A 20,991-nucleotide genomic window follows, 5' to 3' on the forward strand; every position below is an offset into this window, starting at 1 on the left:
AGGCGCGCGTCATCCCTTCGTGGCGCCGGCGGCGAGACCGCCGACGAGCTGGCGCTCGGCGACGGAGTAGAAGGCCAGGGCGGGAACCATGGCGAGGACGAGATACGCGAAGATCCGCGCGTACTCGGAGGAGTACTGGCCCTGGAACTGCTGCACCCCGATCGGCAGGGTCCACCAGGTGGGCTCGTTGAAGACCAGCAGCGGCAGGAAGAAGTTGTTCCAGCTGCCGACGACGGCGAGCACGGAGACCGTGCCGAGCGCGGGCCGGGCCATCGGCACCAGGATCCGCCAGAAGAAACCGAGCGGCCCGCAGCCGTCGAGGGTGGCCGCCTCCTCCAGCTCGGCCGGGATCTCCCGGAAGAAGCCGCGCAGGATGACGATGGTCATCGGCAGCCCGAAGGCCGCCTGCGGCAGGATCACCCCGAACGGGTTGTCCAGCAGGTCCATCGACCGCAGCAGCAGGAACAGCGGCAGGGCCGCCACCGCGAACGGGAACATCAGCCCCATCGTGAACAGCGTGAACAGCACTTCCCGGCCCCGGAAGGCGAACCGGGCGAAGGAGAACGCGGCGAGGGCGGACACCGCGACGACCACCACCGTCGTACCGGCCGCGATCAGGGTGCTGCTGCCGAGCAGCTGCCAGAAGGAGCCGGAACCGAGGATGTCGGTGTAGTTGGAGGTGACCCACGGGTCGGGCAGCCCGATGGGATTGCGGGAGAGCTGGTCGGTCGACTTGAACCCGGACAGCACGGCGTACAGCAGCGGTACGACCATCACCACGCCGACGACCACCAGCACGGCGTGCACGGGAAGGGTCCGGCCGGTCCTGCGGGCGCTCACGAGCCGCCTCCTCGCATGGTCGTGGTGGCGCCCTCCAGGTCACGGCGGAGCACGAACCGCTGGTAGGCGAGGGCGAAGACGAGACTGATGCCGAACATGACCACGCTGATCGCGCTGGCGTAGCCGACCTGGTAGCGCTTGAAGCCGTACTGGAACATGGTCACGGCCATCGTCTCGGAGTGGTGGTCGGGACCGCCCGCGGTGACGATCCACACCAGGTCGAAGAGCTGGATGGAACCGATCACCGACAGGAACACGCTGATCCGCAGGGTCGGTGCGAGCAGCGGCAGCGTGACGTTGCGGAACCGCTGCCAGGGCCCGGCCCCGTCGATGAGCGCGGCCTCGGTCAGCTCGGCGGGGATGGACTGCAGTCCGGCCAGGTAGAGCATCATGTGGAAGCCGAAGTACTTCCAGGTCATGACCAGGAAGAGGGTGGCCATGACGGTGGACGGGTCGGCGAACCACTGACCGCCGAGGCCGTCGAGGCCCACGGCGCCCAGCAGCTGGTCGGCGAGCCCGTCGTCGGGGGCGAAGATCATGCTGAAGAGCACGCCGGTGATCGCCTCGGACAGGATGTACGGCGCGAAGAACAGCATCCGGTAGACGGCCCGGCCGCGGATCCTCTGGTTGAGCGCGACGGCGAGGGCGAGCGCGAACGGCAGCTGGAGCAGCAGGGAGAGCCCGACCAGGACCAGGCAGCGCCACAGGTCGCCCAGGAACACCGGGTCCTGGAAGAGCCGGGTGAAGTTGTCGCCGCCGATGAAGTCCTCGGGCATCCCGAAGCCGCCCCAGCGGAAGAACGCGGCGTACAGAGCGAACAGCATCGGCAGCAGCACGAGCGTGCCGAACAGCACCAGGGCGGGCACCTGGAAGCCGACGGCCGTGAGCCAGTGCAGCACACGGCGTCCGGTCCGGCCGACGGCCGCGGGGGCGGGTGCCGGCCGGTCCGTGTCCGGGGCGCTGCGCTTGTCCGGAAGGTAGGTCGAGGCCATCCGCCTACTGCTCTTCCTTCGCGACCTTGGTGATCGACTCGGTGACCTGTTGAGGGGACTTGGACCCTGCTATGAGCCCGGCGACGCTGTCGTTGACCTCCTGGCCGACGGCGGGCGCGTACGCCTGGTCGAGATAGAGCTGGAATCCGGTGGCGGCCTTCAACTGGGCCTGTACGGCGGACAGGTTGGGGTCCTTGAGCGCGCTCTCGGCGGCCGGTACGACGGGCAGCACGCCGGTCTTCTCTACCAGGGTGGTGTCGGTGGTGGCCGAGGCGAAGAACTTCAGGAAGTCGACGGCCGCCTGCGGGGCGCCCTTGCGCAGCGCGTGCCCGCCGCCTCCGCCGAACACCTCGGTGATCGCGCCCTGCCCGCCCTCCACCGCCGGGAACGGGAAGAACCCGAGGTCGGCCCCGAGCCCCTTGCCGGCGTCGGCCTCGACCACCGGCGCCCACTGGCCCATCAGCTCCATGGCCGCCTTGCCGTTGCCCATGGCGGCGGCCTGGCCGGTGGGGGTGCTGTAGGCGGCGCCGAGGAAGCCCTTCTGGAACGGCTGGAGATCGACCAGCTCCTGGAGGTGCTGACCGGCCTGCACGAATCCGTCCCCGGTGAAGTCCTTGTCGTCGTTCGCCTTCCGCAGCGCGTCGATCCCCGCGGTGCGCATGGCGAGGTAGGCCCAGTAGTACATGCCCGGCCACTTCTCCTTGCCGGCCAGGGCGAGCGGGGTGATCCCGGCGGACTTCAGCTTGCGTACGGCGTCCAGGAAGCCGCTCCAGGTGGTGGGGGGCGCGCTGATGCCGGCCTTCTTGAAGAGCGCCTTGTTGTACCAGAAGCCGATCATGCCGATGTCGAACGGGATGCCGTAGACCTTGTCGTCGAAGAGATACGGCTCCCGGGCGACCGACAGCAGCCCGTCGCCCCAGCCCTTGCTCCCGTCGGTCAGGTCCTCGACGAGCCCGGCGTCGATCTGCTGCTTCAGGACACCGCCGCCCCAGGTGTGGAAGATGTCGGGGAGCTTCCCGGAGGCGGTCAGCGCGGTCATCTTCGACTTGTAGGGGTCGTTCTCCAGTTGGACGATCTTGATCTTCACGTTCGGGTTCTGGGCCTCGAACCGCTTGGCGAGAGAGGCCCAGACGTCCTTGGTGGGCTGGGTGGTGGAGATGTTCCACCACTCGATCGTGGTCGTCCCCGACGACCCTCCGTCCGAGTCGCCGCCGCAGCCGCTCAGTGCCGTCATGCTCACACCGGCCGCGGCGGAGGCCGCCAGGAAGCCGCGGCGGGACAGTGCCGGGTCGCCCATCATGCGCTCCTTGGGTGATCGAAAGTTTCGAACCATATCCAGAAAGCTTCGCTGCTGCCGCACCCTAGAGACACCCTCCGACAGGTGGCAACCCCTTGAACACAGGCAATCCAAGGGTCAGTTCAGAAGCAGGACACCGCCGAGGTCCCCGACGCCGTCGAAACATTCGAACCGGGCGACGAACATTACGGAGAATCCCGTCGGCGTGTATGCAGTGGCCGGAAACCGCCCCTCGGCGCAGGGCTTCCGGGCCCGGCGCGTCCCACGTGCAGCCTTGACGGAATCCCGCCCGCAGTCTTAACGGAAGCTTGACGCCGTCCGGCCCAAGATCCGTGGGCCCACGCGTGACGCTCCGCTTACGCTGATTCCGCCGTCCGCATGATGGCCGAAACCGCACGCTGAGCCGCACCTCTCACGCTGAGCCGCACCTCAGGAGCACCCCGATGGCCACGACCGAGCACCCTCCCCCCAGTCGCCTGCGCGCCTGGATGCTGGAGGGCCTGTCCGACATGGGCAAGGGTCATGGCCGGCCGACCCCGTCCGCCGAGACCAAGCCCGAACCCGAGCACAAGGGCCAGCGCTGGTACCGGGTGATGTGCCTGACCGGCGTCGACTACTTCTCGACCCTCGGCTACCAGCCGGGCATCGCCGCGCTCGCGGCCGGCCTGCTGTCACCGATCGCGACCATCGTCCTGGTGATCGTCACCCTGGCCGGCGCCCTGCCGGTCTACCGGCGGGTGGCCGAGGAGAGCCCGCACGGCGAGGGTTCGATCGCGATGCTGGAGCGGCTGCTGTCCTTCTGGCAGGGCAAGCTGTTCGTCCTGACCCTGCTGGGCTTCGCCGCCACCGACTTCCTGATCACCATCACCCTGTCCGCGGCGGACGCCTCCACCCACCTGGTCGAGAACCCGCATCTGACGAGCGCCCTGCACGGCCGGCAGATGATCATCACCCTCGCGCTCGTCGCCCTCCTCGGCGCGGTGTTCCTCAAGGGCTTCCTGGAGGCCATCGGCGTCGCGGTCGCGCTGGTGGTCGCCTACCTCGCCCTGAACGCGGTCGTGGTCTCCGTCGGCCTGTGGCACGTGCTCACCGAGGGTCATGTGGTCACCGACTGGACGAGCGCCCTGACCGCCGAGCACGGCAGCGTCTTCGCGATGATCGGGGTGTCTCTGCTGGTCTTCCCCAAGCTGGCGCTGGGCCTGTCCGGCTTCGAGACCGGCGTCGCGGTCATGCCCCACGTCCAGGGCGACTCGCAGGACACCGAGGAGAGCCCCAAGGGCCGCATCCGGGACACCAAGAAGCTGCTCACGACCGCCGCGCTGATCATGAGCGTCTTCCTGATCGCCACCAGCTTCATCACCACCGTCCTGATCCCGGAGAAGGAGTTCGAGGACGGCGGCCAGGCCAACGGCCGGGCCCTCGCCTACCTGGCCCACGAGTACCTGGGCAACGGCTTCGGCACCGTCTACGACGTCTCGACCATCGCCATCCTGTGGTTCGCCGGCGCCTCCGCCATGGCCGGGCTGCTCAACCTGATGCCCCGCTACCTCCCCCGCTACGGCATGGCCCCGCACTGGGCCCGTGCGGTGCGCCCCATGGTCATCGTCTTCACCCTGGTCGCCTTCCTGGTCACCTGGATCTTCGACGCCGACGTCGACGCCCAGGGCGGCGCCTACGCGACCGGCGTGCTGGTGCTGATGTCCTCGGCCGCGATCGCGGTGACCATCGCCGCCCGCCGCGCCCGGCAGCGCGGCTGGACGATCACCTTCGCCGTGGTCTCGGCGGTCCTGCTCTACGTCACCGGCGCGAACGTCGTCGAGCGGCCCGACGGCGTGAAGATCGGCGCCTGCTTCATCGCCGGCATCATCCTCGTCTCGCTGCTCTCCCGGCTGGCCCGCGCCTTCGAGCTGCGCGTGACCAGTGTGACGCTCGACCCGATGGCGGAACGATTCATCAGAGACATGGCCAGCCGCAAGATACGGTTCATCGCCAACGAGCCCGACCAGCGCGACAAGGCCGAGTACCGGGACAAGATCGAGCAGATCCGCGAGGACAACGACATCCCCGGCGAGGACTTCGTCTTCGTCGAGGTCACGGTCCTCGACCCCTCCGAGTTCGAGGCGGGCCTGACCGTGCGCGGCGAGGTCCTGCACAACCGCTACCGGGTCCTCACCCTGGAGTCCTCCTCCATCCCGAACGCCCTGGCCGCCCTGCTGCTGCACACCCGCGACGCCACCGGCTGCACCCCGCACATCTACTTCGAGTGGACCGAGGGCAACCCCTTCGCCAACTTCCTGCGCTTCTTCCTCTTCGGCCAGGGCGAGGTCGCCCCCGTCACCCGCGAGGTCCTGCGCGAGGCCGAACCGGACCGGGCCCGCCGCCCCCGCGTCCACACCGGCTGAGGCTTCGACACGGGCCGGGCGTCAGGATCCCGCAAGGATCCGCCCGTACCCCGTCAGAAGCGCGTCAGCACCCCTCCCCGCACGCTTACGGGGCGCCTAGCGTCGGCCTCATGCAAGGGCAGCAACCAGGACCCGGGCGAGGGCCGGAGCGACCGGGGTGGCCCGGCGGCTCGCCGCCTCGGCCGACCGGCGACCGCCATCGGCAGGCCGGCGTCCGGCTGGCTGTCGGCTGCGCGCTGAGCTTCTGCGCGCTGACCCTCCTGGTCGACTGGGACGCGGGCACCCTCACCGTCCCCCGCGCCCTGCTGTGGCTGACCCTCTCCGCCGGCGTCCTCGCCGTGCTCCTCCCCGAGCGGGTCACCGCGGGCCCCGGCTGGCTGGCGGTCGCCGGCCCGTTCCGTCGGCGCCAGGTGCGCACCGACGCGCTGGTCGCCGTACGCCAGTACGCCGGGGCCTCCGCCCACCTCGTCCTGCGCGACGACCGGGGGAACCGGCTGGAGCTCGACCCCCGCGTCCTCACCGGCAATCCGCTGCTGTGGCACGAACTCGACACGGGCGTACGCCGCTCCCTGGAGCACGGCACCCTGCGCGAGGGCGCCGACGTACTGGAGCGGCTGGGCCACGAGATCGACGACACGATCGCCAGGGCGGTCCTCGAGGCGTCGGGCCTGCCCTGACGGCGGACGCCGGACGGGTGGCGCCCCATCGCGACGAGTCCGGACGGCGGCGGCACAGACGCGCACATACCCGACACGCGGGGCTCGGAGCCCTACCTTGATGCCCATGACCCTCAGCATCCGCAACCAGCTCCCCGGCACCATCACCGGCGTCCAGCCCGGCGAGGTCATGGCCACCGTCAAGATCCATCTGGACGGCGGCCAGGACCTCACGGCCGCCATCACCCTGGAGGCCGTGAACGACCTGACCCTCACCGCCGGCACCGCCGTTCGCGCCCTGGTGAAGTCCACCGAGGTCTCCCTCGCCACCCAGCGGGTCGACGGCCTCTCGATCCGCAACCAGCTCCACGGCACGGTCACCGGACTCACCCTCGGCGAGGCCATGGCGACCGTGAGGGTCACCGTGGACGGCGGCGAACTCACCGCCGCGATCACCAAGGACGCGGCCACCGACCTCGGCCTCTTCGTGGGCTCCGACGTCATCGCCCTGATCAAGGCGACCGAGGTGGCCCTCGCTGTGGCCTGACGCGACGAAGGCCGAGCACTCCCGCCCCAACCGGACGGCAGCACTCGGCCTTCGCGGCCTTACGCCGCTTGCCTCACCTGCGTGACTCAGTCCTCGTACGCGTCCAGCGGCGGGCACGAGCAGACCAGATTCCGGTCACCGAAGGCCTGGTCGATCCGGCGCACCGGCGGCCAGTACTTGTCGGCGGCGGACACCCCGGCGGGGAAGACGGCCTCCTGCCGCGTGTACGCGTGCTCCCACTCGCCCCCGAGCGCGGCGGCGGTGTGCGGGGCGTGGTGGAGCGGGTTGTCGTCGGCCGGCCACTCGCCCGACCCGACCTTCTCGATCTCCGCGCGGATCGCGATCATCGCCTCGCAGAACCGGTCCAGCTCGACGAGGTCCTCGGACTCCGTCGGCTCGATCATCAGCGTCCCGGCCACCGGGAACGACATCGTCGGCGCGTGGAAGCCGTAGTCGATGAGCCGCTTCGCGACGTCGTCGACGCTCACCCCCGTCGCCTTGGTCAGCGGCCGCAGATCGATGATGCACTCGTGCGCGACCAGCCCGCCCGGGCCGGTGTAGAGCACCGGGTAGTGCGGCTCGAGCCGCTTGGCGATGTAGTTGGCGCTCAGCACCGCCACCTGGGTGGCCCGCTTGAGCCCCGCGCCGCCCATGAGCCGCACGTACGCCCACGAGATGGGCAGGATGCCGGCGGAACCCCAGGGCGCGGCCGAGATCGGCCCCACACCCGTCTCGGGCCCGGCGGCGGGCTGCATCGGGTGGTTCGGCAGGTACGGCGCGAGGTGCGAGCGCACCCCGACCGGTCCGACGCCCGGCCCTCCACCGCCGTGCGGGATGCAGAACGTCTTGTGCAGGTTCAGGTGCGAGACGTCACCGCCGAAGTGCCCCGGCTTGGCGAGTCCGACGAGCGCGTTGAGGTTGGCGCCGTCGACGTACACCTGCCCGCCCGCCTCGTGCACCTGCGCACAGATGTCGGCGACATGCTCCTCGAACACACCGTGCGTCGACGGGTACGTGATCATCAGCACCGCCAGCTCGTCCCGGTGCTGCTCGATCTTCACCCGCAGGTCCTCGACGTCGACCTCGCCGTCCTCTGCGGTCTTGACGACGACGACCTTCATCCCGGCCATCACGGCGCTCGCCGCGTTCGTGCCGTGCGCGGAGGACGGGATCAGACACACGGTCCGCTGCTCGTCCCCGTTGGCCCGGTGGTATCCGCGTACGGCCAGCAGCCCGGCCAGCTCGCCCTGCGACCCCGCGTTGGGCTGCAGCGACACCTTGTCGTACCCGGTGACCTCGGCGAGCCGCTCCTCCAGCTCACGGATGAGCGTGAGGTAGCCCTCCGCCTGCTCGGCGGGCGCGAAGGGGTGCAGCTGCCCGAACTCGGGCCAGGTGACCGGCTCCATCTCGGTGGTCGCGTTGAGCTTCATGGTGCAGGAGCCCAGCGGGATCATGCCCCGGTCGAGCGCGTAGTCCCGGTCGGCGAGCCGGCGCAGATAGCGCAGCATCGCGGTCTCGGAACGGTGCTGGTGGAACACGGGGTGCGTCAGGATCGCGTCGGACCGCAGCACCCCGGCCGGCAGGGCGTCCCCGGTGACCGCGTCGAGCGCCTCGACGTCCCCGTCCACCCCGAAGGCGGCCCATACGGCGGCCACCTGGGCCCGCGCCGTGGTCTCGTCGCACGCGATCGACACCCGGTCGGCGTCGACGAGGTGCAGGTTGACCCCGTGCTCCCGCCCGGCGGCGACGACCTCCCCGGCCTTCCCGGGCACCCGCACGGTCAGGGTGTCGAAGTAGGAGCCGTGCACGACCTCGACCCCGCCGGCCGCCAGCCCCGCCGCCAGGATCGTGGCGTACCGGTGCGTCCGCCGCGCGATCGCCCGCAGTCCGTCGGGCCCGTGGTAGACGGCGTACATCCCGGCCATCACCGCGAGCAGCACCTGCGCCGTGCAGATGTTGCTGGTGGCCTTCTCCCGCCGGATGTGCTGCTCACGCGTCTGCAGCGCTAGCCGGTAGGCCTTGTGCCCGTCCGCGTCCAGGGACACACCCACGAGTCGCCCGGGCAGGCTGCGCGCGAACTTCTCGTGCACCGCCATGTAGCCCGCGTGCGGACCACCGAAGCCCATCGGCACACCGAACCGCTGCGTCGTCCCCACCGCGATGTCGGCCCCCAGCTCACCGGGTGACTTCAGCAGCGTCAGCGCGAGCAGATCGGCGGCGACGGTGACGAGCGCCCCGAGCCCGTGCGCCTGGTCGATGACGGCCTTGATGTCGCGTACGGCCCCGGAGGCGCCCGGGTACTGCAGCAGCACGCCATTGATCTCCCGCGCGGCGATGTCGGCCGGGATGCCCTCGCCGAGGTCGGCGACGACGACCTCCACGCCCGTCGGCTCGGCGCGCGTCTCGATCACGGCGATGGTCTGCGGCAGCACGTCCGCGTCGATCAGGAAGAGGCCCTTCTTGTTCTTCCCCATCCGCCGGGACAGCGCCATCGCCTCGGCCGCGGCCGTGCCCTCGTCGAGCAGCGAGGCACCCGAGGTCGGCAGCCCGGTCAGGTCGGCGACCATGGTCTGGAAGTTCAGCAGCGCCTCCAGGCGCCCCTGCGAGATCTCCGGCTGGTAGGGGGTGTAGGCCGTGTACCAAGCCGGGTTCTCCATGACGTTGCGCAGGATGACCGGCGGCGTGAAGGTGCCGTAGTAGCCGAGTCCGATCATGGAATCGAGGACCTGGTTGCGGTCGGCCAGCGACCGCAGCTCCGCCAGGACCTCGGCCTCGGTGCGCGCGTCGGGCAGGTCCAGCGCGTCGGCGTTCTTGATCACGTCCGGGACCGCGGCGGCGGTGAGCTCGTCGAGTGAGCCGTAGCCGACGTGCGCGAGCATCTTGGCCCGCGCCTCCTGGTCGGGCCCGATGTGGCGCTGCTCGAAGGGGATTCCCTGTTCGAGCTCGGAGAGCGGAATGCGATCGGCGGTCATTTCTGAGGCCTCCTGGTCTGACACGACCTTCGGGGGGCACCACGGCGCGGGTACCCGGACGGCCTCCCCCTCTGTCATCTCAACCTGAGAGCTTCACCGGCCGCCACTTGGGCAGCCGGTTTTCACCGTCGGTGAGGACGGAGGCCGTCGACGCCGTCGACATCCGCCCTGCTTTCCAGAGTGACCTCGTCCGCGCGGTACGTGGGCCTGAGAGATTCCGGGGAGGATTTGCTCCTTCGGCGCCTCCGACGATCTTCGGAGGACTCTCCCGCACGGGGTCAGCAGCCGTTGCCAGACTACCAGCGAGGTCAACGGGACCTCCTCGAGTGGCCGCTCGTCCCAATGTGTTCTTTTGTAGTGCTTACGGATGAGTTGCGACCAAGTGGAGGGCACGTGCAGACCGACATCGATCCGCGCAACCTGATCGGCCGCAAGGCGTTCGACCGCAACGGCACCAAGATCGGCACCGTCGACGAGGTCTACCTCGACGACGCCTCCGGAGTGCCGGAGTGGGCGGCCATACGCACCGGACTGTTCTCCCGGGACGCCTTCGTCCCCCTGGAGCCCAGCGAACTGGTGGAGGGCACCCTGCGCGTCCCCTTCGACCGGGCTCTGATCAAGGACGCCCCGGACTTCGGCGTGGGCCGGCACCTCTCCCCGGAACAGGAACTCCAGCTCTACCACCACTACGGCCTCGACGTGGCAGCCCCTCCCCCCTTCCCGGACCACGACTTCGGCCGACTGGCGGGCACCGACGAGGGCTGAGCCCGTCGGCCCACCCCGCATCCCGACTCCCCGCCCCACGGACACCTCGCCGGCCTTCGCAAACGCCCCGCCCCGCAGTCCCACGCGCATGCCACTCCCCCGTCTTCACCCTCTCCACCGGACGCGAAGCCCCCGGCGCCTTCACTCTCTGTAACGAACCACTGTCACCCTGTGTTCCCGGATCCCACAGCCGGATCCGGGAAAGTCGAGTCCGGATCCCCGTCGTCCTCCGGTCTTCGCCGGACCAGCGGCAACGGCTCCGCAGGCGCCAGCGCCGGGTCGTCCACCCGGAACGTCCGCACGCGCCCCGGCTCCGACTCCGGTGTCTCGAACCGCACCGTGACCCGGCCCAGCCCGCTCCCCTGCACCCACCCGTGCCCCAGCTCGGCATGCGCCACGTCAAGCCCGGGACGCCACTGGCGCTCGACCGGCGTCGGCTCCTCCCTGGCGGGCTCCTCGGGGGCCTCCTCCTCGGCGGCCCCCTCGCTCCGCTCCCCCTCCGCCGCCTGCGCGAACAGATCCTCCTGCGTGAAGTCCGCCAGACCGCTGACGCCGACCCCGAGCAGCCGCACCCCGCCCGTGGTGTCGACGGAGTCCAGCAGCCGCGCGGCGGCCTCCCGCACCACCGCCGGATCGTCCGTGGGCCCGCGCAGGGTCTCGGACCGGGTGAGCGTGGAGAAGTCGTACCGCCGCACCTTCAGCACGATCGTCCGCCCCGACAGACCGGAGCCCCGCAGCCTGCGCACACAGCGCTCCGCCAGGCGCTGCACCTCCAGCTCCACCCGCAGCCGGTCGTGGATGTCCACGTCGTAGGTGTCCTCGACCGACACCGACTTGGTCTCCCGCTCCGCCACCACGGGCCGGTCGTCCCGCGCCAGCGCCATCGCGTACAACCCGTGTCCGTGCGCCTTGCCCACCAGGCGCACGAGCTCGTCCTCGCCGGCCTCGGCGAGCTCGTCGACCGTGGTGATCCCGGCCCGCCGCAGGTGGTCACCGGTGGCCGGGCCGACGCCGGGCAGTGTCCGCACCGACATGGGTCCGAGCAGCGCCCGCTCGGTCCCCGGTTCGATGAGCACCAGGCCGTCGGGTTTGGCCTCCTCGGAGGCGATCTTCGCGAGCATCTTCGAGGCGGCCAGCCCCACCGACCCGGTGAGGCCCGTGACGGCCCGGATGTCCGCCCGCAGCCGGACCCCGGTCAGCCGCGCCGACTCGCTGTCCCAGGCCGCGCCCCCGGCCTCCAGATCCACGAACGCCTCGTCGAGGCTCAGTGGCTCCACCAGCGGCGACAGCGCCCGCAGCAGCCGCATCACCTGATCGCTGATCGACCGGTAGAAGGGGAAGCGCGGCACGAGGTAGGCGGCGTTCGGGGCCAGCCGACGCGCCTGGGCCATGGGCATCGCCGAGTGCACCCCGAAGGCCCGCGCCTCGTAGGAGGCGGTCGCCACCACCCCGCGCGGCCCCAGACCGCCCACGATCACGGCCTTCCCACGCAGGCTCGGCTTGGATGCCTGCTCCGCCTGGGCGTAGAAGGCATCCATGTCGAGATGCAGGATCGTGGGCGCGTTTCTCACATCTCCGATGCTGCACCACGCCACTGACAATGAGGCCGCACCGACCTCTGACACCGCCACCGCCACGGCGGCCCAGCCGCCCGCCCGCCAGGGCGGGGCCCTCAGACCGCCCGGTTGCGCCTGCGCGCCAGCTCGTCCGCCGGGTTGTGCCCGACGAGCGTCTCACCGGTGTCGACACGCTCGCCGTGCAGCTGCGACAGCGCGCTCTCCACGTCCCGCCAGACCACGCCGACGGCGATCCCGAAGATGCCCTGGCCCCCCTGGAGCAGCGCGTGGACCTCGTCCGGCGAGCTGCACTCGTAGACCGTCGCGCCATCGCTCATCAGCGTCATGCGCTCGAGATCACGGAACCCGCGCTCCCGCAGGTGCTGGACGGCGGTACGGATGTTCTGAAGCGACACACCCGTGTCGAGGAACCGCTTGACGATCTTCAGGACGACGACGTCCCGGAAGCTGTACAGCCGCTGCGTACCCGACCCGTACGCGGGCCGCACGCTCGGCTCGACGAGACCGGTGCGGGCCCAGTAGTCGAGTTGCCGGTAGGTGATGCCGGCGGCCGCACAGGCCGTCGGTCCGCGGTAGCCGATCTGCTCGGACGCCATGGACGTCGTCCCTCCGCTGCTCGGCACGGCCGCGGGTCGCTGCGGAGCATGATCGACCGCGTTGCCCTGCTGGGGATATCCCCTGCTCGAGCGCAGCCGAGAGCTTGGGGGAGGGTACGGACCGCTCCCCCCGACACCGAGTCCGGGGGCACCCCCAGCCGTACCGTCGCCGCTGCTTCTCACGCCGACCTCCGTCCTTGACCTGCCTTCTCGACGGTAGGCAGTCACCAGGGGTGCGTCAACGATCGCCACACTCGCCACGCCGAGTGATAATCACCCTAGGAGTGGTTTCCCGTACCCCGTCGCGGGGAAAGGCTAGCCGAATGCGCTGAGAAGTAGCCGTAGGACGCTCTCACACGCCGCTGGCAATTGCCGGGTACGGAGCGGCCCTCCTGGTATCGAGCGGCCCGTCTCCCGCGCACGTCTGTCCTGCGCACGTCCCGGCTACTGGTTGCTGGTGCCGAAGTCCTCGGGCGAGATCTGGTCGAGGAACTCGCGGAACTTCTCCACCTCGTCCTCCTGCTCGTCCGGGATGGCGATGCCCGCGTCGTCGAGCACCGTGTCACTGCCGAAGATCGGCGTCCCGGTGCGCAGCGCCAGCGCTATGGCGTCGGACGGACGTGCGCTGACCTCGACGCCGCTGGCGAAGACCAGCTCCGCGTAGAAGACACCCTCCCGGAGATCCGTGATGCGCACTTCGGTGAGCTCCTGGCCGACGGCTTCCAGCACGTCCTTGAACAGGTCATGGGTCAGCGGTCGCGCGGGGGCCATGCCCTGCTGGGCGAAGGCGATCGCCGTCGCCTCCCCCGGTCCGATCCAGATGGGGAGGTAACGGTCGCCTCCCACTTCACGCAGCAGCACGATCGGTTGGTTGGAGGGCATTTCGACCCGGACACCTACGACATCGAGCTCGTTCACACAGCAACCCTAGGCCGTGCCCGGGACGTTTGGGTAGTCGGGCCGGGAACGGGTGACCGATCCGCCCAGGGCGAAACCGGTGGCTCAGGGCAACCGGACGCCGAGCGCGGTCTGCACCAGCGCCGCGTGCAGCCGGACCGTGAGCCCCGCCAGCTCCTTCGTACGGGCCTCGGCATGGGCCCTGGTCTGCGGGTTGCGGTGGCGCTTGAGCGGGGCGACGACCTGGTCCACCAGGCCCGCCTCACGGTCGGCCGCGGCCTTCATCACCCGCAGATGCCTGGGCTCGATCCCGAACCGCCCCAGCTCGGCGACGAGGGAGGCCACGGTGGCGGCCTCGGCGTCGTACACGCCGTTCTCCAGCGGTACGAGGAGCCCGTAGGACTCCCACTCCACCAGCTCGGACTCATCGATCCCGGCGGCCGCCAACAGCTCGGCCCGCCCGATCCGGGCCGCCGTGGGCCCTTCCGCCGGCTCCGGGACGGCCTCCCCGTCCCGCTGCCGGCCCACGCTCGGCAAAGGCACGGCCTCGCCCCGCTCCATGGCGTCCAGGTACTCCCGGATCACCTTGAGCGGCAGATAGTGGTCCCGCTGCATCCTCAGTACGTGGCCGAGGCGCTCGACGTCCTGTGCGCTGAACTTGCGATACCCCGAGGGGGTCCGCTGCGGTTCGATCAGCCCCTCCGCCTCCAGGAAACGGATCTTGGAGATGGTGACTTCGGGAAACTCGTCGCGCAGCGCGTGCAGCACGGTGCCGATGCTCATCAGACCACCGTCCGCGGCGGCGGTGCCGTGCCCGGCACCGCCCCTCGGTGTTTGAAGCATGGACCTTCCCTGGGTTCCCCCCGGATGGACTCCGGGGGAGGGTCAGTAGCCCCGCTGGCTCGCGTAGAAGACCAGCCGGTACTTGCCGATCTGCACCTCGTCACCGTTCGACAGAGCGACCTCGTCGATCCGCTCCCGGTTGACGTACGTGCCGTTCAGACTGCCGACGTCCGCGACCTTGAACGTGCCGTCCGGGTTGCGACGGAACTCCACGTGGCGACGCGACACCGTCACGTCGTCCAGGAAGATGTCGCTCTGCGGGTGACGCCCGGCCGTGGTCAGGTCGCCGTCCAGCAGGAAGCGGCTGCCCGAGTTCGGACCGCGGCGCACGACCAGCAGCGCGGAGCCCAACGGCAGCGCGTCGACCGCGGCCTGCGCCTCCGGGGAGAGCGCCGGCAGCTGAGTCTGGCCGGTGGCCTCGGAGTCGTAGGCCTCGAGACCGGAGATGGAGATGGTGGAGGTCGTCTCCGACGCGCGCTCGGGCGTCAGACCGGGGCGCAGCGGCGCGCCGCAGTTGGAGCAGAAGCGGCTGTTCTCCGCGTTGCGGTTACCGCACCTCGTACACACCAGGGCCGACATGGGAGAAAACCCTCCACCCGTACTTGAGGTTGACGGTTGGCCGAAACCTATGCCGCCGGACTGGGCGGGGTCAACAGACGCCGCGCCCTGACCTCCGGAAATGTCACCACCCGGACCACCGACCTGGTCCCGGAACAGGGGCCGCTGGCCCTCCGCTTCGGGCTGTGCGCGATGACGGGCGGTCGCGTTGTCGCTGCCCTCTCGCGCGCTCTTGCCGAACAACTTCGCAAACAACTTCACGGGCGATTCCCCTTGACCGAAACAGACCCGCCCGTGGGGCAGGACGAACCCTGACTGAATACACCGGCCGACCCGGACACCTTCACAACGTCCGTATCCACCAGACAGTTTCCACCACGCACCACCCGATCGGTGCGCCGACCCCCCGCAACCTCATGCCCCTGCCGGACGGCCCCCATGCACCCCCGGTTCACTGGGAGGACGACCGAGCGTAGTCAGGCTGCTTCGCCGCTCGCAAGGCGTCCACAACGATCTTGTCCGACCGCTCCACGGTCACGGTGGCCTGCTCCTTCTCAAGAGTCTGCACCACGCCTCCAGGGATGTTCAGCGCCGGTTCGAGGTCCTGCGGGTTGCCGATGACCTTGAAACGAAACGGCGCGTTGATCTTGTTCCCGTCGACGCTCACACCGTTGTCCGAATCCGTCAGGTAGGTACCGGCGACGACCCGCACGTCGTTGACCTGGATCGCCTCGGCACCGGCGGCCCGCAGCTCCTGGATCGCGTCGAGCAGCATGTCCGCCTTGACCGTCCCCTTCGTGTCCTCGATGGTCATCGTGATGCCCGGCCCCTGCGCGGCCACCGTGCCCGCCAGGATGCCGAGTTGCTTCTCCTTCTCGACCGTCTGCTTGCGGGCCTCCTCCGCCTGGTCGGAGCTGTTCTCCAGCTCCTCCCGCTGCTTCTCGAGCCCCTGCTTCTCGTCCTCAAGACGCTGACTTCGGTCATCCAGTTCATCGAGGATGCGCACAAGATCTTCCTGGCGCGCGCCCCGCAGGGCGTTTCCGCTGTCGCTGTTGGAGGCCACCTGCACCGCCAGACCGAAGCCGAGACCGAACAGCAGCAGGGCGACGATGAGTTGGGCCCGTGTGACGCGCGGCGGCCACAGCCCCTTCACCAGCCGCTGCCGACCGGTCAGAGCGGGCTCGGCGGCCTCCTGGGGCGACTCCTCGGCGGAGGGGGGCGCCGGGACCTCCTCGGGCAGCTCCTTGCGGAGTCTGTTCTCGGCCACCTCGTCCTGGTTGCTCATCGGCCTCACGCCCGGAAGACGTGCCGACGGATCGCCGCGGCGTTGGAGAAGATCCGGATACCGAGGACGACCACGACACCGGTGGACAGCTGGGCACCCACACCCAACTTGTCGCCCAGGAACACGATCAACGCGGCCACGACCACGTTCGACAGGAACGACACCACGAAGACCTTGTCGTCGAAGATCCCGTCGAGCATGGCCCGCAGCCCGCCGAACACGGCGTCCAGCGCCGCCACGACGGCGATCGGCAGATAAGGCTCGACAACCGCCGGAACCTCAGGCCGGACCAACAGGCCGGCCACGACTCCCACGACGAGGCCCAGTACGGCGATCACGATGTGCCCTTCTCAGTGCTCGGCTGTGCTGTACGTACGATCACACTCGGTGCGGCGGGCAACCGGACGTCGTCCTCCACGGAAATGGCCGTCCGGATGCCGTAGTTCTCCTGCAGCACGTTCAGATACACGCCGTCGGCGCTGTTCTGGAACCTGGTGCTGAGGTTCTTCCCGTCCCCCACCGCGAGCACCGTGTACGGCGGCACCAGCGGCTTGTTGTCGACCAGTATCGCGTCACCCGCGGCCCTGATCGCGGACAGCGCCGTCAGCCGCTGTCCGTTGATGGAGACGGCCTCGGCACCCGACTCCCACAGGCCGTTGACCACACGCTGCATGTCACGGTCACGGACCCGGCCGGTGTCCGAGAACCCCGTGGTCTCCCGCGGGTCGCCGTCACCGCCCGTGGTGGCTTCCTTGGCGTCGTTCACGACGAGCTTGATCCCCGGACCGTGCACCTCGACCGCGCCCGACAGGATGCTGACCAGATCCGCCTGCTCGCTGCCGCCGCTCTGCTTGAGCGCCTCCCGCTGCCGTGCGCTCACGTCGTCACGCAGCTTGTCGACAGCGCTCTCCAGATCGTCGGCCGCCTTCGTCTCGCTGTCGATGCGGTCGATCAGCTCCTCGCGCTCCTTGGCCACGGCCGGGGCGGCGATGCGGGCCTGTGCCGCGCCGACGGTCACCACGAGGGCCGCGAGCACCAGGCCGGCGGCGAGACCCAGCTTCGCGCGCAGTGTCTTGGGCAGGCCGCGGGTACCCTCGGCCTGCTTCCGGGCGGCGGCCTCGGCGTAGCCGTCGTCGAGGCTGTGGTCCATGACGTTGGTGAGCAGCGACATGGACGCGTCCGGGCGCGACACGCGCGCGGGTGTGCTCCGAACGGGGGGCTGCTGCGGCATGCCGCACATCGTCGCATGTCGCGGCCACTACCTCCGAATGGACCCACCAGCGTGCCGGACAGGCCCCCTTGAGGACACCTGCCCGGCACGCGCGTGTGACGGACGGATCAGCGCCCGGCGCTGTCCACGACCGACGACCACTCGTCGAGCAGAGCCTGCGCGGACGCGTCGTCCGGCCCCTCCGCCCACAGATGGGTGACGGCCTCGGCCGGGTCGGGCAGCACCATCACCCAGCGCCCGTCCGTCTCGACCACCCGTACCCCGTCCGTGGTGTCCACGAAGCGATCTCCGGCCGCCTCGACGACCCGCCGCATCACCAGCCCCTTGACGGCCCACGGGGTCGCCAGATCCCGCTTCAGGACGTGCGCCCGCGGAATCCGCGCGTCGATCTGGCTGAGCGTGAGCTGCGTCCGCGCCACCAGACCGATCAACCGTACGAAGGCGGCCGTACCGTCGAAGACGCTGCTGAACTCCGGAACGATGAACCCGCCCTTGCCGTCCCCGCCGAAGATCGTCGACTCGTCCCGCCCGACCCGGGTCAGGTCGTCGGGCGAAGTCGTCGTCCACTCGACCTGCGTCCCGTGATAGGCCGCAACCTGCTCGGCGATCCTCGTCGTGGTCACCGGCAGCGCCACCCGCCCGCTGCGCCGCTCCGCGGCCACCAGGTCGAGCAGCACCAGCAGTGCCCGGTCGTCCTCGATGATCCGGCCCTTCTCGTCCACGAGAGAGAGCCGCTCACCCACGGGGTCGAACCGCACGCCGAACGCCGCCCGCGACGAGGCCACGATCTCCCCGAGCCGTACGAGCCCCGAGCGCCGCTGATCACCGGTCTCCGTCGGCCTGGACTCGTTCAGACCGGGATTGATGGTCAGCGAATCGACTCCCAGCTTCCCGAGCAGACTGGGCAGCACCAGACCCGCACTGCCGTTCGAAGCATCGACCACGACCTTCAGCCCGGACTCCGCGATTCCGGTCGTGTCCACGTTCCGGAGCAACGATCCGGTGTACGAGTCGAACACGCTGGCCGGGAAATGCAGGTCCCCGATCTCTCCCGGGAACGCCCGCCGGTACTCCTGGCGCGCGAAGACCCGGTCCAGCTTCCGCTGACTGCCTTGCGACAGATCGGCACCCTGCCCGTCGAAGAACATGATGTCCACGGAGTCCGGCACCCCGGGCGAGGTCCGGATCATGATCCCGCCGGCGGACCCCCGCGCCGTCTGCTGCCGCGCCACGGGCAGCGGTACGTTCTCCAGGTCCCGTACGTCGATGGCGCTGGCCTGCAGCGCGGAGATGACCGCCCGCTTCAGTGCCCGGGCGCCACGGGAGTGGTCACGGGCCGTGGTGACCGTGGAGCCCTTCTTGAGTGTCGTCGCGTAGGCACCGGCCAGTCGCACCGCCAACTCTGGCGTGATCTCGACGTTCAGGATTCCGGACACCCCGCGGGCACCGAAGAGATGCGCCTGGCCCCGGGACTCCCAGATCACCGACGTGTTGACGAACGCGCCGGCCTCGATGGTCTTGAACGGGTAGACCCGCACATTGCCCTGCACGATCGATTCTTCGCCGATCAGACACTCGTCACCGATGACGGCGCCGTCCTCGATCCGGGCGGCCCGCATGATGTCCGTGTTCTTCCCGACGACACAGCCGCGCAGATTGCTGTGCTGCCCGACGTACACGTTGTCGTGCACGACGGCCTTGTGCATGAAGGCCCCGCTCTTCACCACGACATTGGAACCGACGACGCTGTGCTCACGGATTTCCGCGCCGGCCTCGACCTTCGCGTAGTCGCCGATGTACAGCGGCCCGCGCAGAACGGCGTCGGGATGCACTTCGGCACCTTCCGCCACCCACACTCCCGGGGAGAGCTCGAAACCGTCGATCTCCACGTCGACCTTGCCCTCGAGCACGTCGGCCTGCGCCTTCACATAGCTCTCGTGCGTACCGACGTCCTCCCAGTAGCCCTCGGCGACATAGCCGTAAACCGGCTTGCCCTCCTTCATGAGCTGGGGGAAGACATCGCCGGACCAGTCGACGGGCACATCGGCCTCGACGTAGTCGAAGACCTCCGGCTCCATGACGTAGATGCCCGTGTTCACGGTGTCCGAGAAGACCTGGCCCCACGTCGGTTTCTCGAGGAAACGCTCGACCTTGCCTTCTTCGTCGACGATGGTGATGCCGAATTCCAGCGGATTGGGCACGCGCGTCAGACAGACGGTGACCAGCGCGCCCTTTTCCTTGTGGAAGTTGATCAGCTCGGTGAGGTCGAAGTCAGTGAGGGCATCGCCGGAGATGACGAGGAAGGCGTCGTCCTTCAACGCCTCCTCTGCGTTCTTGACGCTTCCCGCGGTTCCGAGTGGCTTCTCCTCATTGGCATAGCTGAGCTCCATACCGAGTTCTTCACCGTCACCGAAGTAGTTCTTGACCAAAGAGGCCAGGAACTGCACGGTGACGACGGTCTCGTTGAGCCCATGCCTTTTGAGCAGCCTCAGTACGTGCTCCATGATCGGCCGGTTGGCCACCGGCAGGAGCGGCTTGGGCATGCTCGAGGTCATCGGGCGAAGGCGTGTGCCTTCGCCTCCGGCCATCACGACGGCCTTCATGTCGGAAGCGTCCTCCTAGAAGAGACGACGGTCTAGCCGACTTCACCCATCCAGATTGTCCCGCACTTTCCCGCCACGGGCCATCGAGCCACTACTGCTACCGCCAATCGGCGAGGTCAGTCGGCCATGGCGTCCGCACGAACGAGGCGGCGGACCTGTACCACGTAGAGGACTCCTGCCCACCAGTAGAGCGTTGTACCCCATCCTGCGAACGCCCATCCGAAAATAGCAGCGAGTGACGCGAGCCAGCCACTTCCGTCACTGAGCAGAAGCAGCGGGAACGCGTACATCAGGTTGAACGTGGCCGCCTTACCCAGGAAGTTCACCTGGGGCGGCGGATAACCGTGTCGCCTGAGGATGCCCACCATCACCAGCAGAACCAGCTCCCGCGCGAGAAGTACAGCGGTCAACCAGACGGGCAGAATCTCCCGCCAGGTGAGGCCGACCAAAGTCGAGAGAATGTAGAGACGGTCCGCGGCCGGGTCCAGGAGCCGGCCGAGGCTGCTGATCTGGTTCCAGCGCCGCGCGAGCTTGCCGTCCAGGTAGTCGCTGACGCCGCTCAGAGCCAGCACCAGGAGCGCCCAGCCGTCACTCTGCGGGCCCCCGAACTCGGGCCTGAGGATCAGCCACAGGAACAAGGGCACGCCGACGAGACGCGCCATGCTGAGGATGTTCGGGATGGTGAGGACCCGGTCCGTCTGAACACGGGTCTCCTGGACCTCCACCCGGGGGCCTCCAGTAGAAAACGAGCCAACGATGCCCCCTGACCCTACCTCAACGCAAAAAAGCTCTGGCTCTTGGGCTTGGATGCCCAAGAGCCAGAGCTCTAAAAGGAGTTCGGCGGTGTCCTACTCTCCCACAGGGTCCCCCCTGCAGTACCATCGGCGCTGTAAGGCTTAGCTTCCGGGTTCGGAATGTAACCGGGCGTTT

The 20,991-nt window shown here is 69.3% G+C and carries 18 protein-coding genes, 1 rRNA gene and 1 riboswitch; of the genes, 4 read left to right on the forward strand and 15 right to left on the reverse strand.

The window, feature by feature from the left end:
• Positions 1 to 9 precede the first annotated feature (9 nt).
• The 3 genes from ACIRF9_RS38095 to ACIRF9_RS38105 form a co-directional block, all read right to left on the reverse strand.
• Positions 10 to 774: a carbohydrate ABC transporter permease gene (locus ACIRF9_RS38095; RefSeq protein WP_403832066.1), complete on the reverse strand. Its 765-nt coding sequence runs from the start codon at positions 772 to 774 to the stop codon at positions 10 to 12.
• Positions 775 to 836: 62 nt separating this feature from the next.
• Complete coding sequence (locus ACIRF9_RS38100; RefSeq protein ID WP_403832017.1) at positions 837 to 1,832, reverse strand: carbohydrate ABC transporter permease; 996 nt, start codon at positions 1,830 to 1,832, stop codon at positions 837 to 839.
• Between the two features lie 4 nt (positions 1,833 to 1,836).
• The gene (locus tag ACIRF9_RS38105; RefSeq protein ID WP_403832019.1) at positions 1,837 to 3,129 is read right to left on the reverse strand and encodes an extracellular solute-binding protein; all 1,293 of its coding nucleotides are present in this window, start codon (positions 3,127 to 3,129) and stop codon (positions 1,837 to 1,839) included.
• A 443-nt stretch (positions 3,130 to 3,572) separates the two neighbouring features.
• Between ACIRF9_RS38105 and ACIRF9_RS38110 the strand changes: the two genes are divergently transcribed.
• The 3 genes from ACIRF9_RS38110 (at position 3,573) to ACIRF9_RS38120 (ending at position 6,734) form a co-directional block, all read left to right on the forward strand.
• A complete protein-coding gene (locus ACIRF9_RS38110; protein WP_403832021.1) occupies positions 3,573 to 5,531 on the forward strand; it encodes an amino acid transporter in 1,959 nt (652 codons plus the stop codon).
• 110 nt (positions 5,532 to 5,641) lie between these two features.
• On the forward strand, positions 5,642 to 6,208 hold the full coding sequence (locus ACIRF9_RS38115) for a hypothetical protein (RefSeq protein WP_403832024.1): 567 nt from the start codon (positions 5,642 to 5,644) through the stop codon (positions 6,206 to 6,208).
• Positions 6,209 to 6,314: 106 nt separating this feature from the next.
• On the forward strand, positions 6,315 to 6,734 hold the full coding sequence (locus ACIRF9_RS38120) for a molybdopterin-binding protein (RefSeq protein WP_403832027.1): 420 nt from the start codon (positions 6,315 to 6,317) through the stop codon (positions 6,732 to 6,734).
• Positions 6,735 to 6,820: 86 nt separating this feature from the next.
• Here the strand turns inward: ACIRF9_RS38120 and gcvP are convergent, their stop codons facing one another.
• On the reverse strand, positions 6,821 to 9,706 hold the full coding sequence (gcvP, locus tag ACIRF9_RS38125; protein WP_403832029.1) for an aminomethyl-transferring glycine dehydrogenase: 2,886 nt from the start codon (positions 9,704 to 9,706) through the stop codon (positions 6,821 to 6,823).
• Between the two features lie 185 nt (positions 9,707 to 9,891).
• Positions 9,892 to 9,987, reverse strand: a riboswitch (glycine riboswitch).
• Between the two features lie 112 nt (positions 9,988 to 10,099).
• Between gcvP and ACIRF9_RS38130 the strand changes: the two genes are divergently transcribed.
• On the forward strand, positions 10,100 to 10,471 hold the full coding sequence (locus tag ACIRF9_RS38130) for a PRC-barrel domain-containing protein (protein ID WP_403832031.1): 372 nt from the start codon (positions 10,100 to 10,102) through the stop codon (positions 10,469 to 10,471).
• Between the two features lie 164 nt (positions 10,472 to 10,635).
• Here ACIRF9_RS38130 and ACIRF9_RS38135 read toward each other — a convergent pair whose 3' ends face one another.
• The 11 genes from ACIRF9_RS38135 to rrf form a co-directional block, all read right to left on the reverse strand.
• A complete protein-coding gene (locus ACIRF9_RS38135) occupies positions 10,636 to 12,042 on the reverse strand; it encodes a DNA polymerase IV (protein ID WP_403832033.1) in 1,407 nt (468 codons plus the stop codon).
• Between the two features lie 101 nt (positions 12,043 to 12,143).
• Positions 12,144 to 12,827, reverse strand: coding sequence for a MerR family transcriptional regulator (locus ACIRF9_RS38140; RefSeq protein ID WP_403832034.1), 684 nt, complete (start codon positions 12,825 to 12,827; stop codon positions 12,144 to 12,146).
• A gap of 261 nt (positions 12,828 to 13,088) precedes the next feature.
• Positions 13,089 to 13,562 carry a bifunctional nuclease family protein gene (locus ACIRF9_RS38145; RefSeq protein WP_055634823.1) on the reverse strand — a complete coding sequence of 158 codons (474 nt, stop codon included), beginning with the start codon at positions 13,560 to 13,562 and terminating at the stop codon, positions 13,089 to 13,091.
• 84 nt (positions 13,563 to 13,646) lie between these two features.
• Positions 13,647 to 14,384, reverse strand: a complete 738-nt coding sequence (locus ACIRF9_RS38150; RefSeq protein WP_403832037.1) for a MerR family transcriptional regulator — start codon at positions 14,382 to 14,384, stop codon at positions 13,647 to 13,649.
• Between the two features lie 42 nt (positions 14,385 to 14,426).
• Complete coding sequence (locus ACIRF9_RS38155) at positions 14,427 to 15,311, reverse strand: FHA domain-containing protein (RefSeq protein ID WP_403832069.1); 885 nt, start codon at positions 15,309 to 15,311, stop codon at positions 14,427 to 14,429.
• Positions 15,312 to 15,393: 82 nt separating this feature from the next.
• Complete coding sequence (locus ACIRF9_RS38160) at positions 15,394 to 16,227, reverse strand: DUF881 domain-containing protein (RefSeq protein ID WP_403832040.1); 834 nt, start codon at positions 16,225 to 16,227, stop codon at positions 15,394 to 15,396.
• Between the two features lie 5 nt (positions 16,228 to 16,232).
• Positions 16,233 to 16,565, reverse strand: a complete 333-nt coding sequence (locus ACIRF9_RS38165) for a small basic family protein (RefSeq protein ID WP_003988855.1) — start codon at positions 16,563 to 16,565, stop codon at positions 16,233 to 16,235.
• The gene (locus tag ACIRF9_RS38170; protein WP_403832043.1) at positions 16,562 to 17,467 is read right to left on the reverse strand and encodes a DUF881 domain-containing protein; all 906 of its coding nucleotides are present in this window, start codon (positions 17,465 to 17,467) and stop codon (positions 16,562 to 16,564) included. Before ACIRF9_RS38170 ends, ACIRF9_RS38165 begins: the two co-directional genes overlap by 4 nt.
• Before the next feature lie 98 nt (positions 17,468 to 17,565).
• A complete protein-coding gene (locus tag ACIRF9_RS38175; RefSeq protein WP_403832045.1) occupies positions 17,566 to 20,061 on the reverse strand; it encodes a sugar phosphate nucleotidyltransferase in 2,496 nt (831 codons plus the stop codon).
• 116 nt (positions 20,062 to 20,177) lie between these two features.
• Complete coding sequence (locus ACIRF9_RS38180) at positions 20,178 to 20,786, reverse strand: CDP-alcohol phosphatidyltransferase family protein (protein ID WP_403832047.1); 609 nt, start codon at positions 20,784 to 20,786, stop codon at positions 20,178 to 20,180.
• Positions 20,787 to 20,896: 110 nt separating this feature from the next.
• A 5S ribosomal RNA gene (rrf, locus tag ACIRF9_RS38185) occupies positions 20,897 to 20,991 on the reverse strand; the annotation flags it as partial.

The sequence above is a fragment of the Streptomyces sp. NPDC096132 genome (genome assembly GCF_044763345.1).
Lineage (GTDB): Bacteria > Actinomycetota > Actinomycetes > Streptomycetales > Streptomycetaceae > Streptomyces.